The organism is Methylosinus sp., from assembly GCF_036560965.1.
Classification (GTDB): domain Bacteria; phylum Pseudomonadota; class Alphaproteobacteria; order Rhizobiales; family Beijerinckiaceae; genus Methylosinus.
Genome location: NZ_DATBQF010000003.1, coordinates 14,326 through 28,910, shown reverse-complemented (window position 1 = coordinate 28,910; position 14,585 = coordinate 14,326). Strand labels below are relative to the sequence as shown.

At 67.2% G+C, this 14,585-nt stretch carries 11 protein-coding genes; 10 read left to right on the top strand and 1 reads right to left on the bottom strand.

From position 1 onward, the window contains the following. Nucleotides 1-134: 134 nt before the first annotated feature. The 3 genes from VIF40_RS00200 to VIF40_RS00190 all read left to right on the top strand — a co-directional run bounded on the left by VIF40_RS00200 (nucleotide 135) and on the right by VIF40_RS00190 (nucleotide 5,996). The gene (locus VIF40_RS00200) at nucleotides 135-1,529 is read left to right on the top strand and encodes an MFS transporter (RefSeq protein ID WP_331935495.1); all 1,395 of its coding nucleotides are present in this window, start codon (nucleotides 135-137) and stop codon (nucleotides 1,527-1,529) included. Nucleotides 1,530-1,584: 55 nt separating this feature from the next. Beyond that, the gene (addA, locus tag VIF40_RS00195) at nucleotides 1,585-5,091 is read left to right on the top strand and encodes a double-strand break repair helicase AddA (RefSeq protein ID WP_331935494.1); all 3,507 of its coding nucleotides are present in this window, start codon (nucleotides 1,585-1,587) and stop codon (nucleotides 5,089-5,091) included. 86 nt (nucleotides 5,092-5,177) lie between these two features. Further along, nucleotides 5,178-5,996, top strand: coding sequence for a tetratricopeptide repeat protein (locus VIF40_RS00190; protein WP_331935493.1), 819 nt, complete (start codon nucleotides 5,178-5,180; stop codon nucleotides 5,994-5,996). Nucleotides 5,997-6,012: 16 nt separating this feature from the next. On the opposite strand, the gene VIF40_RS00185 is transcribed toward VIF40_RS00190, so the two are convergent. Further along, a complete protein-coding gene (locus tag VIF40_RS00185) occupies nucleotides 6,013-6,948 on the bottom strand; it encodes a DUF2778 domain-containing protein (RefSeq protein ID WP_331935492.1) in 936 nt (311 codons plus the stop codon). 571 nt (nucleotides 6,949-7,519) lie between these two features. On the opposite strand from VIF40_RS00185, the gene VIF40_RS00180 reads away from it, so the two are divergent. The 7 genes from VIF40_RS00180 (at nucleotide 7,520) to VIF40_RS00150 (ending at nucleotide 14,468) form a co-directional block, all read left to right on the top strand. Beyond that, complete coding sequence (locus VIF40_RS00180; RefSeq protein ID WP_331935491.1) at nucleotides 7,520-8,506, top strand: helix-turn-helix domain-containing protein; 987 nt, start codon at nucleotides 7,520-7,522, stop codon at nucleotides 8,504-8,506. Nucleotides 8,507-8,704: 198 nt separating this feature from the next. After that, the gene (adh, locus tag VIF40_RS00175) at nucleotides 8,705-10,222 is read left to right on the top strand and encodes an aldehyde dehydrogenase (protein WP_331935490.1); all 1,518 of its coding nucleotides are present in this window, start codon (nucleotides 8,705-8,707) and stop codon (nucleotides 10,220-10,222) included. 563 nt (nucleotides 10,223-10,785) lie between these two features. After that, a complete protein-coding gene (locus VIF40_RS00170; protein WP_331935489.1) occupies nucleotides 10,786-10,992 on the top strand; it encodes a type II toxin-antitoxin system HicA family toxin in 207 nt (68 codons plus the stop codon). 97 nt (nucleotides 10,993-11,089) lie between these two features. Next, the gene (locus tag VIF40_RS00165) at nucleotides 11,090-11,269 is read left to right on the top strand and encodes a hypothetical protein (protein WP_331935488.1); all 180 of its coding nucleotides are present in this window, start codon (nucleotides 11,090-11,092) and stop codon (nucleotides 11,267-11,269) included. Between the two features lie 153 nt (nucleotides 11,270-11,422). Further along, nucleotides 11,423-12,403 carry an HlyD family secretion protein gene (locus tag VIF40_RS00160; protein WP_331935487.1) on the top strand — a complete coding sequence of 327 codons (981 nt, stop codon included), beginning with the start codon at nucleotides 11,423-11,425 and terminating at the stop codon, nucleotides 12,401-12,403. Continuing rightward, nucleotides 12,400-13,323 carry an ABC transporter ATP-binding protein gene (locus VIF40_RS00155; protein ID WP_331935486.1) on the top strand — a complete coding sequence of 308 codons (924 nt, stop codon included), beginning with the start codon at nucleotides 12,400-12,402 and terminating at the stop codon, nucleotides 13,321-13,323. The genes VIF40_RS00160 and VIF40_RS00155 overlap by 4 nt, the downstream gene beginning before the upstream one ends. Beyond that, complete coding sequence (locus tag VIF40_RS00150; RefSeq protein ID WP_331935485.1) at nucleotides 13,320-14,468, top strand: ABC transporter permease; 1,149 nt, start codon at nucleotides 13,320-13,322, stop codon at nucleotides 14,466-14,468. Before VIF40_RS00155 ends, VIF40_RS00150 begins: the two co-directional genes overlap by 4 nt. Nucleotides 14,469-14,585 lie beyond the last annotated feature (117 nt).

Here is a 14,585-nt window from a genome sequence, read left to right as displayed (position 1 = left end):
GCGGTCTCGCATTCGCGCTCGCCGAAGCTGCGGCGATAGCGACTAAAATACTTTTCTTGTATGGTTTCTCAGAGCGCCTTCGCGCCGCACACAGACATGCGCAGGCACAGACATACGTAGGCGAGGAATCCCAAATGACTCTCGAAGTGGCGGATAAAAGCTACAGAAATCGCATCATCTTCGCGAGCCTCGTCGGAACGACGATCGAATTCTTCGATTTCTACATCTACGCCACCGCCGCCGTGTCGGTGTTTCCGCTGTTGTTCTTCCCCGCCGGCGCGGGCAGCGCGGCGCTGCTCGCCTCCATGGCGACATTCGGCGTCGCCTTTATCGCGCGGCCGATCGGCTCCGTCCTCTTCGGCCATTTCGGCGATCGCGTGGGGCGCAAGGCGACGTTGGTCGGCTCGCTGCTGCTGATGGGCCTCGCCACCTTCGCCATCGGCCTCTTGCCGACCTATCATCAGATCGGCCTGTTCGCGCCCGTCCTGCTCACCATTTTCCGCTTCAGCCAGGGCGTCGGCCTGGGCGGCGAATGGTCCGGCGCGGCGCTGCTCGCCACCGAGACCGCCGACAAGGGCAAGCGCGCCTGGGCGGCCATGTGGCCGCAGCTCGGCGCGCCTTTCGGATTCATTCTCGCCAATGGATTCTTCCTGACGCTCACCATTCTCTTCGCCTTCGACTCCACGCGCGCGACGCCGGACGAGCATTTTCTCGCCTGGGGCTGGCGGCTGCCGTTTCTGCTCTCCATTCTGCTGGTCACGCTCGGCCTCTATGTGCGCCTGAAGCTGAACGAGACGCCGGTGTTCGCGCGCGCATTGGAGCGCGGCGAGAAACTGAAATCGCCGCTCGCCCATGTGTTTCGCAACAACGCCAAGGAGCTGCTGCTCGGCACTTTCATCATGGTCGCGACCTACGGCCTCTTCTATCTGATGACGACATGGATTCTGTCCTATGGCATCGGCAAGGTCGCGCTCGGCAATCTCGGCATAGGCTATCGCGATTTTCTCGTGCTGCAGCTCATTTCCGTGCTGTTCTTCGCCGGCTTCATCCCCGTCTCGGGCCATCTCGCCGACAGGATCGGGCGCCGCAAGCTGCTGCTCATCGTGACGACGGGAATCGTTCTGTTCGGCCTCTCCTTCCGCTTTTTCCTCTCCAAGGAGCTCATCGGAACCGGCGAGACCGCCAATCGCGGACTCATTCTGGCGTTTCTCAGCATCGGAATGTCGCTGATGGGGCTGACCTTCGGGCCCATGTCGGCGATATTGCCGGAGCTGTTCCCGACCAATACGCGCTATACGGGCTCGGGCGTCTCCTATAATCTCGCCTCCATTCTCGGCGCCGCGCTGACGCCTTTCGTCGCGACATGGCTCGCGCAGACTTACGGAGTCGGATCGGTCGGCCTCTATCTCGCGCTGCTGGGCGTCTCGACGATCGTCGCGCTCATCTTCACCAAGGAGACGAAGGCGACCGATCTCGACAGCATGATCGACGACGTCGTGACCGAGAGCATCGAGAAGACGTCGCCTTAGAGCGCTTTTGACGAGATCATTCGAGCGATCGGAAGTCGCTCCAAATGGAAACCGGATGAGCGACCGACGCCCCATCGCCAAGGACACGCGGGAGCGGCAGCGCGCCGCCTCCGATCCCGCGCGATCGGCCTGGGTGGCGGCGCATGCGGGCTCCGGCAAGACGCATGTTCTGTCGCAGCGCGTGGTGCGGCTGCTGCTCGCCGGCGCGCCGCCCTCGCGCATTCTGTGCCTCACCTACACAAAGGCGGCGGCCGCCAATATGGCGGCGCGCATTTTCGATATTCTCGCCGGCTGGGCGCTGCTCGACGATGCGGCGCTGACGTCGGCGATTCTCGCGATCGGCGCGCCGAGCCCGTCGCGCGCGGAGCTCGTCTTCGCGCGGCGGCTTTTCGCGCGCACGGTGGAGACGCCTGGCGGGCTGAAGATCCAGACGCTCCACGCCTTTTGCGAGCGCGTTCTGCATCTCTTTCCCTTCGAGGCCAATGTCGCGGCGTCGTTCCGCGTGCTCGACGATCTCGAGCGCGCCGAATTGCTGGAGCGCGCGCGGCGGCAGACGCTGGCGCGCGCCGTGCTGGACGAGGGCGAATTGCGCGCGGCGCTGGAGAGCGTGTCGCGGCTCACCTCCGGCGGCGGCTTCGACGAGCTGATCGCGGAATTGCTCGGCCATAGGGCGGCGCATCGCAATTTATCGTCGGACGATTACGCCGAATTGCTGCGCGAGCGGCTGGGGCTGCGCGACGGCGAAACGCTCGAGGCGGTCGAAAGCGCGATCGTCGAGGACGGTCTTTCGCCGCGCGACTGGAACGGAATCGCGCAGGCGCTGCGCGGCGGCGGGGCGAATGATGGAAAGCTCGCGACTCAATTGACGATCGCGGCGGGGTTGGCGAGCCCCCTCCCCGGCCCTCCCCCGCATCGCGAGCCGGGAGGGGGCGCCGGCGATCGGCTCAGCGCATGTGTCGAAGAATATCTCGCCGTCTTCTTCAAGAAGGACGGCGAGCCGCGCGGACTCGGCAAGCAGAAGATCATCTCGGCCGCGCTTCAGAAGCAGCAGCCCGCATTGCTGGCGCGGCTCGAGGAGGAGCGCGATCGTCTCGTCCCGCTCGTCGAGAAACGCAAGGCGGCGGCGGCGCTGGATCGCTCCATGGCGCTGGCGCGGCTCGGCGACGCCATTCTCTCCGCCTATGAGCGCATGAAGAGCAATCGCGGCCTCTTCGATTTCGACGATCTGATCGAGCGCACGCGAAGACTGTTTCAAAGCTCGAGCCCGTCCTGGGTGCTCTACAAGCTCGATTCGCGCATCGATCATATTCTCGTCGACGAGGCGCAGGACACCAGCGCCGCGCAATGGGACATATTGGGCGCGCTCGCCGATGAGTTCTGCGCGGGCGCGGGCGTCTCGCGGCGCAATCGCAGCTTCTTCGCCGTCGGCGACGAGAAGCAGTCGATCTTCTCCTTCCAGGGCGCGGCGCCGGAAAAGTTCGACGCCATGCGCCGCGATTTCGCGCGCCGCTTTCGGGACGCAGAGCTCGGCTTCGAGACCGTGCGGCTGACGCGCTCTTTCCGGTCTTCGCCGCAAATTCTGGGGGCGGTCGATATCGTCTTCTCGGTGGAGGAGAACAGGCGCGGCCTCTCGGCGAATCGCGACGAGCCCGCGCCCTTGCACGAGGCGTGGAAGACCGATGTTCCGGGCCTCGTCGAAATATGGGAGCCGGAGGCGTCCCAGGGCGCGGAGGCGCCGGAAGATTGGCGACTGCCGATCGACTATGTGAACGAGGCCGGCCCGCCGGCGCGGCTCGCGCGCAAGATCGCGCGCAAGGTGAAAGCGCTGCTCGCGCCGCAGAACGGCGAATGCGTCGAGGACAAGGGCGCGATGCGCGCCGTGCGGCCGGGCGATGTGATGATCTTGGTGCGCAAGCGCGACGCTTTTTTCGAGGGCGTCATTCGCGCGCTGAAGGCGGAGGCTGTTCCCGTCGCCGGCGCCGATCGTCTCGATCTCTCCGGCCATATTGCGGTGATGGATCTCGTCGCGCTCGGCCGCGTCGCGCTGCTGCGCGAGGACGATCTCACGCTGGCGACGCTGCTGAAATCGCCGCTGCTGGGCTTCACCGACGATGATCTCATCGCGCTCGCGCCCAAACGCGAGGGCGCGCTCGTCGAGGCGCTCGCCGCCTCGCCGGATGTGGCGCACCGAGAGGCCGCGGCGCTGATCGAACGCTGGTCGCAGGAGGCGCGCAGCCGCGCGCCCTTCGATTTCTACAGCCATATTCTGAGCGCCGGCGGCGGGCGCGAAAAGCTGGTCGGACGGCTCGGCCAGGAGGCCAATGACGCGATCGACGAATTTCTGCGCCTCGCCCTCTCCTTCGAGCGCGAGCAGGCGCAGGGCCTCGTCGGATTTCTCGCCGGCGTCGAGGCTCTGGAGCTGTCCGTCAAGCGCGACATGGAGGCGGCGGGCGACGCGGTGCGCGTGATGACCGTGCACGCCGCCAAAGGGCTCGAGGCGAAGATCGTCTTTCTGCCGGACACTTGCGGCGGCCCGTCCGGGCGCCATGATCCGAAGATCTTCCGGCTCGGCGAGGAGGATGGCGCGACGTTGGTCTGGTCGACCGCCATGGCCGCCGATCCGCCCGCCGTGGCCGAGGCGCGCGAGGCGCTGCGCGAGGCGGCGCGGGAGGAGCATCGCCGGCTGCTCTATGTGGCGCTGACGCGCGCCGAGGAACGGCTCTATGTCGGCGGCTTCCACGGGCCGGCCGGGCGCGCCGCCGGCTGCTGGCTCGACGCCATTCGCAATGCGCTCGAGCCCGCCTGCGAGCGCGCTGCGGACCCGCTCGACGAGACGAAAGAAATTCTGCGCTATGGCGCGGCCGCGCGCGGCGCGACGACAGCCCGCGAGGCCGACGGCCCCGCGAGCCTCCTCGTCCCGGCCTATGCGCGCGAGCCCGCGCCGGCGGAGCGCGCGCCGACCCCGCCCTTGCGGCCGGCGACCGCGCTGACGGCGGCCGACCCCGTCGCGGCCGGGGAGGAGCCGGCGGCGCCGACCCGGCGCGATCGCGAGCGGCTGCTGGTCGGACGGCTCACCCATGCGCTGCTGCAACGCCTGCCGGACATGCCGCCCGAGCGCCGCGTCGAGGCGGCGCTGCGCTTTTTGGCGCTGCGTGGCGCGCCGCTCGACGCAGCGGAGCGCGAGCGGCTCGTCGCCGCCGTTCTCGACGTCATCGGCCACGCCTCGCTCGCGCCTTTGTTCGGGCCGCGCTCGGCGCCGGAGGTGGAGATCGTCGCCAGGCTGGAGGGGCCGCGCGGCGAGATCGCCATTTGCGGCCGCATCGACCGGCTGGCCGAGACGGAAACCGACGTCATCGTCGCCGATTTCAAGACCGGCGCGCCGCGTCACCCGGCGACGCCGGCGCAATTGCGCCAGCTCGCGGTCTATCGCGCCGCGGCGCTGCGGCTCTATCCCGGCAAGCGAGTCCGCTGCGCGCTGATCTTCACGCAGAGCGCCACGATAGAAGAGCCGGAACCCGAGGCGCTCGACGCCGCGCTGGAGGAGATTTTGCGGGAGGCCTGACCGACCGCAAAAGCCCGACGCGCTTTCGCCGCGATTTTCGGCTAGGCTCCGCCGCCATTGTCGACTTGCATTTGGGACCACGGATCATGCAGATCGATCGCGGGGACCGCATCGCCCCGCCGCCTTCGCCGGAGAGGAGCCTCGTCTGGATCGGCGTCCTCGTCGCCGTCGCGGCCGCTCTCGGCCTCGCGCTGGCCGTCGCGCCCGAGCTCGGCGATTTTCTGCGCCGCGAGGCCTATACCGCGGCGAACGCCATCGGCGCGCCGACCCCGGCCGACGAATATGCGCCCGTCTATGACAGGCTGGAGATGGAGCCGATGCGGGCGGGCCTCGTCGCCTCGCCCAAAGTCGCCGCCCCGCTCGCCAAGCTGCTGCGCGAGCCCTGCGACAAGCGCGCCGTCGCCACGCTCGCCGAGGCGTTGATCGCCGAGGGCGAAGAGCGCGTCGCCGCCGGCGCCTATCGCGGCTTCGCGGCCGCCTGCCCCGACAGCGCGATGGAGAAAGGCCGCGCCAGCGAGCTGTTCCTGCGCATCGGCGACGCCGACAAGGCCCTGGCGATCGCCGACGCGCTGATCTCGGAGCAGCCGATCTTTCCGGATTTTCATTATTTGCGCGGGCGGGCGCTGTTTGCGGCCAAGCGTTATGACGCGGCGATCGGCGAATTCAAGACGACGATCGAGCTGTTCCACGACCGCGCCAAGGTCAATGAGAAGCTGTTCATCGATCTGGCCAACGCCTATGTCGCGGTCGGCAAGCCCTGCGATGCGGCCTTCACGCTCTTTTCCTGGATCGCGCTCGATCCGCCTCGGCGCGGCACCGCCGGCGCCCGCAAGCGCGTCGAGGAATATGGCGCGCTCGGCTGCCGCAATCTCCCGGCCTTCGACGATCAGCCGAAGAAATTGTGACGGCCGCTTTCTCTCGTCACAGCCTCGAGACGACGACGAGGCGCTTGACCTCGCCACGCTCGAAGGCGCGCAGGAAGGCGGCGTAGTTCCTGAACGAGATGCAGCCGTTGGAGTCGCCGCGCGGGCCGAGCATGTAAGTATGCGCGAGCAAGCCGGCGCGGCCGAAGATCGCGCCCTCGCCGCCGACCGGCGTCAGCCGTATCGCGCGCACGCCGTGAAACAGGCTCTCGCGGAAGGTGAGATCATAAGTGTGCGGCGGCGTCGCGCCATGCATGCGCACATGCACGAAACGCGGATCGTCGAATTTGTCGCCGAGGCCCGAATGCGCCTCGAGCCGCGTGCCGTCCGGCAGATAGACCGTATGCGCGCTGATGTCGTAGACGGCCGTTTGATTGTCATAGGCGGAGGTCGGATTGCGCGTCAGGGAGCGCAGGCCGTCGAACAGCCCGGCCTCCGGCGCCGCATAGGCCAACGCCTTGCCGGTCGGCTGCAGCGGGCCGAAGACTTTCTCGAAGAAGGAGCGGCTATCCCCCTCCTGCGCCGGCGCGGAGGCCGTCTTGCGCGCGCCGCGAACCGCGGAAACGAGCGGCGCCGAGACGAGAGGGACATGGACGCGCAGGCCGAATTCGGAAGGACGCGGCGGCGGCAGCGGCGCGCCGCCGTCCTCCTCCTCGGCGAGCTGCGGCCCGGCCGCCGGCGGCTCCAGCCTCGCGTCCTTGCGGATGGGCGGCGTGGGCGCGACGAGCAGCGCGGGTTGCGGCGTCTCCAGCGAGGCGACGACGGCTCTGGGCGCGGCATGAGCGCGCAGATCGCCGACCAGAACGCCGAAGGGAATTGTGAAAGACTCGTGCGACGTCGCGGCCAGCGTCGCCGTCGTCTCGACGGGAGAGTCGATCTCGAGCGCGGCGGCGGTCGGCCGCGGCAGCTCCACGACGCGCTCGGAGTCGCGCATGGCCAGGCCCGCCAGCCCCCCCACAGTGAGGGCCCCGGCGAGGAAGAGAGTCGTAGTCAGAATACGGCGAGAGATTTCACGGCGCGGCAAGGAATTGAGCAAGCATCGTTCACCGGGACTCTTTCTCATCCACCCCCACTTTCGGAAGGACTTCCGTTACTCACACTGTCGAAGCGCTTCTCACGAAGCCATTCGACTACGCCACACGCGCCCGGAACGAGACTTTATCTGACCGATCCCGAGCATCTTTTAAGAAACTGCCGTTACAATTTGGCGGTTTTTTGTCCGCTCTACGTAGCTCCAGCGCGAGTATTCGTGCGCTCTCCGTAGCAAGCCTTTGCGCTCGACGCGAAGGCGATCAACGTGAGCTTTGCCGAACCCGGAAGCAAATTACGCCCCAATATAGTAAAGATTTCCATAAATCCTTCACATAAACGCGATGGCGCGCGGACGCCTGGGCAAAGACGCGAAGACGCTGTCGCGAGCAGGCTGCGCACGAAGAGGCTGGCGCGAAGAGACGTGCGTCGGCGGCGCTCATCATCTATATTCGCGGCTTCCGAGGGAGCTTCGCATGAGCGGAGAGATCGCTAATTCGCACAAGATCCGCGTACGCTCGGTCGTCGCGGACGAGGCCGCGCCGGCGCGCTCGGCGGTCGCCGCCTCCTGGCGGCGCTGCGTCACGCTCCATGGGCTCGACCCGGAGACTGCCCGCGCGCCGGATCGCCTCACCGAGGCGCAATTGCGGGAGGCGTGCGAACGGCTGGAGCCGCTGGCCCGCGTCGCGCAGAGCGTGGTGGATCGGCTCGCCGCGGCGATCGCCGATCTCGGCTGCTGCGTTCTGCTCGCCGATGCGCAGGGCATTCCGCTGGAGCGGCGCGGCTCGGCTTCCCACGCCGCCGTCTTCGACACGCGCGGGCTGCGGCCCGGCGCGCTGTGGAGCGAAGCGCATCAGGGCACCAACGCCATCGGCGCCGCTCTCGTCGAAGAGCGCGCGCTGACGATCCATCGCGACCAGCATTTTCACACGCGCAACACCGGGCTGAGCTGCACGGCCGCGCCGATCTTCGATCATCTCGGACGGCTCGCGGCGGCGCTCGACGTCTCCTCTTGCAACGAGACGCTCGCCGACGGCTTGACCAATCTGCTCGCCGTCGCCGTCGTCGACGCCGCGCGGACGATCGAGGCGCTGAACTTCCGCCGCGCTTTCGCCGATGCGCGCATTCTGCTCTCGCCGCAGGCGGATCGAAACGCAGCCTCGCTCATCGCCGTCGACCGGCATGATCTCGTCATCGGCGCGACGCGGGCGGCGCGGCAGGAGCTCGGCGTCACCGACGCGCGCATCGCCGCGCAGCTTCCGGCGGCCGATCTGCTCGCCGGCTCGGCGGAGGCGCAGGCCGAGCTGCAAAAGACCGCGCTGGAGGACGCCGAGCGCGGCGCCATTCGCCGCGCGCTCGCCCGCGCCAATGGCAATGTGACGGCGGCGGCGCGTCTGCTCGGCGTCAGCCGCGCGACGCTGCACCGCAAGCTCGGCCGGCTCGGCTTGTCGCAGGGACATTAGAGCGTCGAACCGAGAGCCGAGCATCTCTCGGTGTTTCGTCGAAGCATGAAAAGACGCTCGAAATCGCCCGAGTGTCGCAAATCTGCGACACCTTGCGCCCGTTCATGCGTTTCCCCCTCTGGCGCAGCCGGCTGCTCGGGCGGATGATCCACCCCGACGCCGCAAAGGCGCGTTCTTGAAAAACCTAGGGGAAACGTCATGACGAGGCCCGAATTCCTCCGCTCCTCCACACCCAAATTCAAGGCTCGCTACGAGAATTTCATCGGCGGGCGCTGGGTCGCTCCGCGCGCCGGCCGCTATTTCGAGAATGCGACGCCGGTCAATGGGCAGATTCTCTGCGAGGTCGCGCGCTCCGACGAAAGCGACATAGAAATGGCGCTCGACGCCGCCCACGCCGCCAAGGACGCCTGGGGCAGAACCAGCGTCGGCGAGCGCTCGCGCATTCTCAACGCCGTCGCCGATCGCATGGAGCACAATCTCGACGCCCTCGCGGAAGCCGAGAGCTGGGACAATGGCAAGCCGATCCGCGAGACGCTCGCCGCCGACATTCCGCTCGCCATCGATCACTTCCGCTATTTCGCCTCGGTGATCCGCGCGCAGGAAGGCGGCATATCGGAGCTCGATCACGACACTGTCGCCTATCATTTTCACGAGCCGCTCGGCGTCGTCGGCCAGATCATTCCGTGGAATTTTCCCTTGCTGATGGCGGCTTGGAAGCTCGCCCCTGCGATCGCCGCCGGCAATTGCGTGGTGCTGAAGCCGGCCGAGCAGACGCCCGCCTCCATACTCGTATGGGCGGAGATCGTCGGCGATGTCTTGCCGGCCGGCGTCGTCAATATCGTCAACGGCTTCGGCCTCGAGGCCGGCAAGCCGCTCGCCTCCTCGACGCGCATCGCCAAGATCGCCTTCACCGGCGAGACCGGCACGGGACGGCTGATCGGCGAATATGCGGCGCGCAATCTCATCCCCGCGACTTTGGAGCTCGGCGGCAAATCGCCCAACATCTTCTTCGCCGATGTCGCGGCCGAGGACGACGCTTTCTTCGACAAGGCGCTCGAGGGCTTCGCCATGTTCGCGCTCAATCAGGGCGAGGTCTGCACCTGCCCGAGCCGCGCGCTGGTGCATCGAAGCATCTACGACAAATTCATCGAGAAAGCAGTGAAGCGCGTCGGCGCCATCGTGCAGGGCGATCCGCTCGACAAGCGCACGATGATCGGCGCGCAGGCCTCGCAGGAGCAGATGGAGAAGATTTTAAAATATCTCGACATCGGCCGGCAGGAGGGCGCGGAAATATTGATCGGCGGCGGACGCGCCGAGCTCGGCGGCGATCTCTCCGGCGGTTATTATGTGAACCCCACCGTGCTCGCAGGCAATAATAAGATGCGCGTGTTCCAGGAGGAGATCTTCGGGCCCGTGGTGTCGGTGACGGTCTTCGACACGGATGAAGAGGCGGTGGCCATAGCAAACGACACGATCTTCGGCCTCGGCGCCGGCGTGTGGACGCGCGACATCAACCGCGCCTTTCGTGTCGGCCGCGCGGTGCAGGCGGGACGCGTATGGACCAACTGCTATCACGCCTATCCGGCCCATGCCGCCTTCGGCGGCTACAAGCAATCGGGCATCGGCCGCGAGAATCATCGCATGATGCTGGATCACTATCAGCAGACGAAGAATCTGCTGGTCAGCTACAGCCCGGACAAGCTCGGCTTCTTCTGAGCGTCCGGCCGGGGCGGCCGTCTCCTCCCTGCGGCCGCCCCGCTCCCATCCTTCGTGTCCTTCGGGCGTCGGCACGAGAATCACCCCATGATGCCGGATCACGATCAGCAGACGAAGAATCTGCTGATCCGCTATAGCCCGGACAAGCTCGGCTGCTTCTGAGCGTCCGGCCGGGGCGGCCGTCTCCTCCCTGCGGCCGCCCCGCTCCCATCCTTCGTGTCTTCGTGGTTTTTCGACACGAAGACACGAAGGGGGCGTTCGGCATATCCTCCGGTGAAATTCATCGGAATGATTCATGCTCACCGACAGCCGCGAGATCGTCCGACGTCTGGAACGCGAAGGCTGGCTGCTCGTCTCGCTCGCATCGGCGATACAAGCATCCGAGCTAGCCGGACGCGTCGCCGTCGCTCATCCGAAGAAGAATATTCCACCACCGCCGCCGACATTTATCGCCAGGCCGGCTGGCCGAAGGACGGATTACTCCGCCGCGCGCGAGAGCCTGCGCATTTCGATTGATGCTATCATTGGTTCGACCACGGTTTCGCGCGCCATGAATTCGCCCCATGCTCACCACCAGCCGCGACATCGAACGCCGCCTCGAGAAGGAAGGCTGGGTGCTGGTCCACGTCGCCGGCTCGCACCATGTCTTTCGAAATCCGAAAACCGGCGCCGTTATCCTTTGCCGCATCCTAAGAAGGACCTCGGCCAGGGTCTCGTCTGGACGATCTACAAAGCGGCGGGCTGGCCTAGGAACTGAACGAGCTCGATGACCCATTACGTCGCAATCGTCGAAGAGGAAGAGGGAAAGGCCGTCGGGGTCTGGTTCCCCGATCTGCCCGGCTGCGTCTCCGCGGTCTCGACGAGGCGATGACGAACGCCGCCGAAGCGCTGACGCTCTGGATGGATGTCGCCCTCGCGCATGACCAGCCGATCCCCGCGCCGCGCAGCCTCGTCGATCTGAAGCGCGACCCCGATGTTTCCCGCGAGCTGTCGCAGTTCATGGTGGCGCTGATCCCCTTGCGGCCGCAGCTCGACGCCGCAGAATAAGCACCTCGACGCTCCCTCCCCTTGCGACATCCCGCTCATGAGCGGGGTCTTGACCGCATCACTCGCGCGACTTAACAGCCTGAGCCCGGGGGAAGTTCGGATCGAGCGCCTTGGGCCGGCCGGCCCGCTCCGTCCGCCGTTGCGAGGACGGAAATGAGACGCTGGCTCCTGCTCGTCCTGCTGATCCCCGTCGCGCTCGGCCTCTGGCGGATGCGCGGCGACGGCGCTGGCTCCGGCGCCTTCCTCGGCTATGTCGAGGGCGAGCTTCTCTACATCGGCCCGGTCGAGGGCGAGCGTCTCGCCCGCCTCGACGTCGAGGCCGGCAGAGCGGTGAGCGAAGGCGAGCCGCTGTTCTCCATGGCCACGCCCGTGCTCGACCGCCAGCGCGCCGAGGCCGCCGCGCGGCTGGCGCAAATGCAGGCGCAGCTCGACAATCTGCGCGCCTCCATGAACCGCCCGCAGCAGATCGCCGTGCTGCAGGCCGCCGTCGAGGCCGCCGACGCCTCCGCCGCGCTCTCGGCCGCCGAATATGAGCGCAAGCGCATTCTCTATTCGCATGGCAATGCGCCGAAATCCGCGCTCGATCAGGCGGTGATGGCGCGCGACCGCGACAAGGCCGCGCTCGCCGAGGCGGAGCGCCAGATCGAGGTCGCGCGCCTGCCGAGCCGCAATCAGGAGATCGAGGCCGCGCAATCGGCGATCGTGATGGCGCGCGCGCAGATCGAGCAGCTCGACACGCGCATCGCGCGACAAAAGGTCGTCGCGCCGGCGGCGGGCGTCGTGCAGGATATTTTCTTCCGCACCGGCGAGATGGTCGCCGCCGGCCAGCCGGCGCTCTCCCTGCTGCCGCCGGAGAATCGCAAGGTGCGCTTCTACGTTCCGCAGCCGCGGCTCGTCGAGGCGCGGCTCGGCGCGCGCGTCGCCGTCGATTGCGACGGCTGCGACAAGGGACTCTGGGGCCGCATCAGCTTCATCGCCCAGCGCGAGGAATATACGCCGCCCGTCATCTTCAGCGATCAGGAGCGCGCCAAGCTCGTCTTCAAGGTGGAGGCGCGGCTCGAGGAAAAGGCGCGCGAATTGCCGCTCGGCCTGCCGGTGCAGGTGCGCCTCGCCGTCGAGGGCGCGGCGCCGTGAGCGCCGCCATCGCCATCGAGGCCGAAGGACTGACCAAATCCTTCGGCGGGCGCAAGGTCGTCGACAATCTCACCATGCGCGTCGAGCGCGGCCGCATTCACGGCTTCCTCGGCCCCAATGGCAGCGGCAAGACGACGACGATCCGCATGCTGTGCGGCCTGCTGACGCCCGACTCCGGCCGCGGCTCGTGCCTGGGCTACGACATTCGCACGCAGCAAAACGAGATCAAGCGCCGCGTCGGCTATATGACGCAGCGCTTCTCGCTCTATGGCGATCTCTCGATCCGCGAGAATCTCGAATTCGTCGCGCGCATCTATGGCCTCGCGCATCCCGTGCAGGCGGCGCGCGAGGCGATCGTCCGATTGGGGCTCGAGAAACGCGCCGAGCAGCTCGCCGGCGAGCTCTCCGGCGGCTGGAAGCAGCGGCTGGCGCTGGCCGCCTGCATCTTGCCCGGCCCCGCCCTGCTGCTGCTCGACGAGCCGACGGCGGGCGTCGATCCCAAGGCGCGCCGCGACTTCTGGGACGAGATTCATTCGCTCGCTTCGCAAGGTCTCACCGTGCTGGTCTCCACCCATTACATGGACGAGGCGGAGCGCTGCCACGAGATCGCCTATATCGCCGATGGACGCCTGCTGGCGCAGGGGTCGATCGCCGAGATCGTCGCGCGCTCCGGCCTCTCGACCTATGTGGTGACCGGCCCCGATCTCGGGACGCTGGCGGCGCGGCTGAAGGCGACGAAGGGCGTCGATATGGTCGCGCCTTTCGGCATGGCGCTGCATGTCGCCGGCCGCGACGCCGCGCGCCTCGCCGAGATCGTGCGGGACTTCGACGCCGATGCGCCGCAGCGATGGACGCGCGGCGAGCCCTCGCTCGAGGATGTATTCATCGACCTCATGACGCATATAGAGGCGCGACGATGATGTGGACGCCGCAGGCGCGCGCCTCGCTCGGGCGTCTCTATGCGATGTTCGTGAAGGAGCTGATCCAGCTGCGTCGCGATCGCGTGACGCTGGCGATGATCGTCGGCATTCCGCTCATTCAGCTCTTGCTGTTCGGCTACGCCATCAACGCCGACCCGAAGCATCTCCCGACGGCGTTGCTGGTGCAGGACGACGGGCCGCTCGCCCGCTCCGTGGTCGCCGCGCTGCGCATGACCGATTATTTCGACATCATCGCCGCCGCGACGGACGAGACCGACGCCGAGACGCTGATCCGCTCCAATCGCGTGCAATTCGTCATCGAGATTCCGCCCGATTTCGGCCGGCGCGTCATTCGCGGCGAGAGGCCGCCGGTGCTCGTCGTGGCCGACGCCACCGACCCCACGGCGACCGGCGGCGCCGTCTCCGCGGTGACGGCCGCCGCCGCGAGCGCGCTCGACCGCGAGCTCATCGGCCCGCTCGCGTCGCTGGCGCAAGGGCCGCCGCCGTTCGAGGTGCGCGTGCATCGGCGCTACAACGCCGCCGGCGAGACGCGCCGCAACATCGTGCCGGGCCTCGTCGGCACCATTCTCACAATGACGATGCTGATCTACACGGCGCTCTCGGTGACGCGCGAGATCGAGCGCGGCACGATGGAGTCGCTGCTCGCCATGCCGGTGCGGCCGACCGAGATCATGCTCGGCAAGATCGCGCCTTATGTCGTCGTCGGCGGCGTGCAGATGGGCATCATCCTCGTCGTCGCGACGATACTGTTCGGCGTCCCGATCGTCGGCTCGCTGCTCGTGCTCGGCCCGCTGACGCTCTTGTTCATCACCGCCAATCTTTCGGTCGGCTATACATTCTCGACGATCGCCGTCAATCAATTGCAGGCGATCCAGATGACCTTCTTCTTCTTCCTGCCCAATATGCTGCTCTCGGGCTTCTTCTTCCCGTTTCGCGGCATGCCGCAATGGGCGCAATATGTCGGCGAGGCGCTGCCGCTCACCCATTATCTGCGCATCGTACGCTCGGTCATGCTGAAAGGCTCGAGCTTTGGCGATCTCGCCGCCGACAGTCTCGCGCTCGGCGTCTTCACGCTGGTGGCGATGGCCGTCGCCGTGATGCGCTTCCGGCAGACGCTGGACTGAGGCGGCCCGCTTGACCGGGCCATGGGCCCGCTTGACCGGGCCATGGGCCCGCGCCAGGATGAACCGCGACCAGCCGGCGCGCGATATCATCGGATCGCGGCGGCCGAATACAGGCCG

Excerpts from the sequence above, each read along its gene's own strand:
- adh (WP_331935490.1), top strand. The coding sequence starts at position 8,705 with ATGACGAGGCCCGAATTCCTCCGCTCCTCCACACCCAAATTCAAGGCT.
- addA (WP_331935494.1), top strand. The coding sequence starts at position 1,585 with ATGAGCGACCGACGCCCCATCGCCAAGGACACGCGGGAGCGGCAGCGC.
- VIF40_RS00160 (WP_331935487.1), top strand. The coding sequence starts at position 11,423 with ATGAGACGCTGGCTCCTGCTCGTCCTGCTGATCCCCGTCGCGCTCGGC.
- VIF40_RS00150 (WP_331935485.1), top strand. The coding sequence starts at position 13,320 with ATGATGTGGACGCCGCAGGCGCGCGCCTCGCTCGGGCGTCTCTATGCG.
- VIF40_RS00190 (WP_331935493.1), top strand. The coding sequence starts at position 5,178 with ATGCAGATCGATCGCGGGGACCGCATCGCCCCGCCGCCTTCGCCGGAG.
- VIF40_RS00165 (WP_331935488.1), top strand. The coding sequence starts at position 11,090 with ATGACGAACGCCGCCGAAGCGCTGACGCTCTGGATGGATGTCGCCCTC.
- VIF40_RS00170 (WP_331935489.1), top strand. The coding sequence starts at position 10,786 with ATGCTCACCACCAGCCGCGACATCGAACGCCGCCTCGAGAAGGAAGGC.
- VIF40_RS00200 (WP_331935495.1), top strand. The coding sequence starts at position 135 with ATGACTCTCGAAGTGGCGGATAAAAGCTACAGAAATCGCATCATCTTC.
- VIF40_RS00185 (WP_331935492.1), bottom strand. The coding sequence starts at position 6,948 with ATGCGCGACTCCGAGCGCGTCGTGGAGCTGCCGCGGCCGACCGCCGCC.
- VIF40_RS00180 (WP_331935491.1), top strand. The coding sequence starts at position 7,520 with ATGAGCGGAGAGATCGCTAATTCGCACAAGATCCGCGTACGCTCGGTC.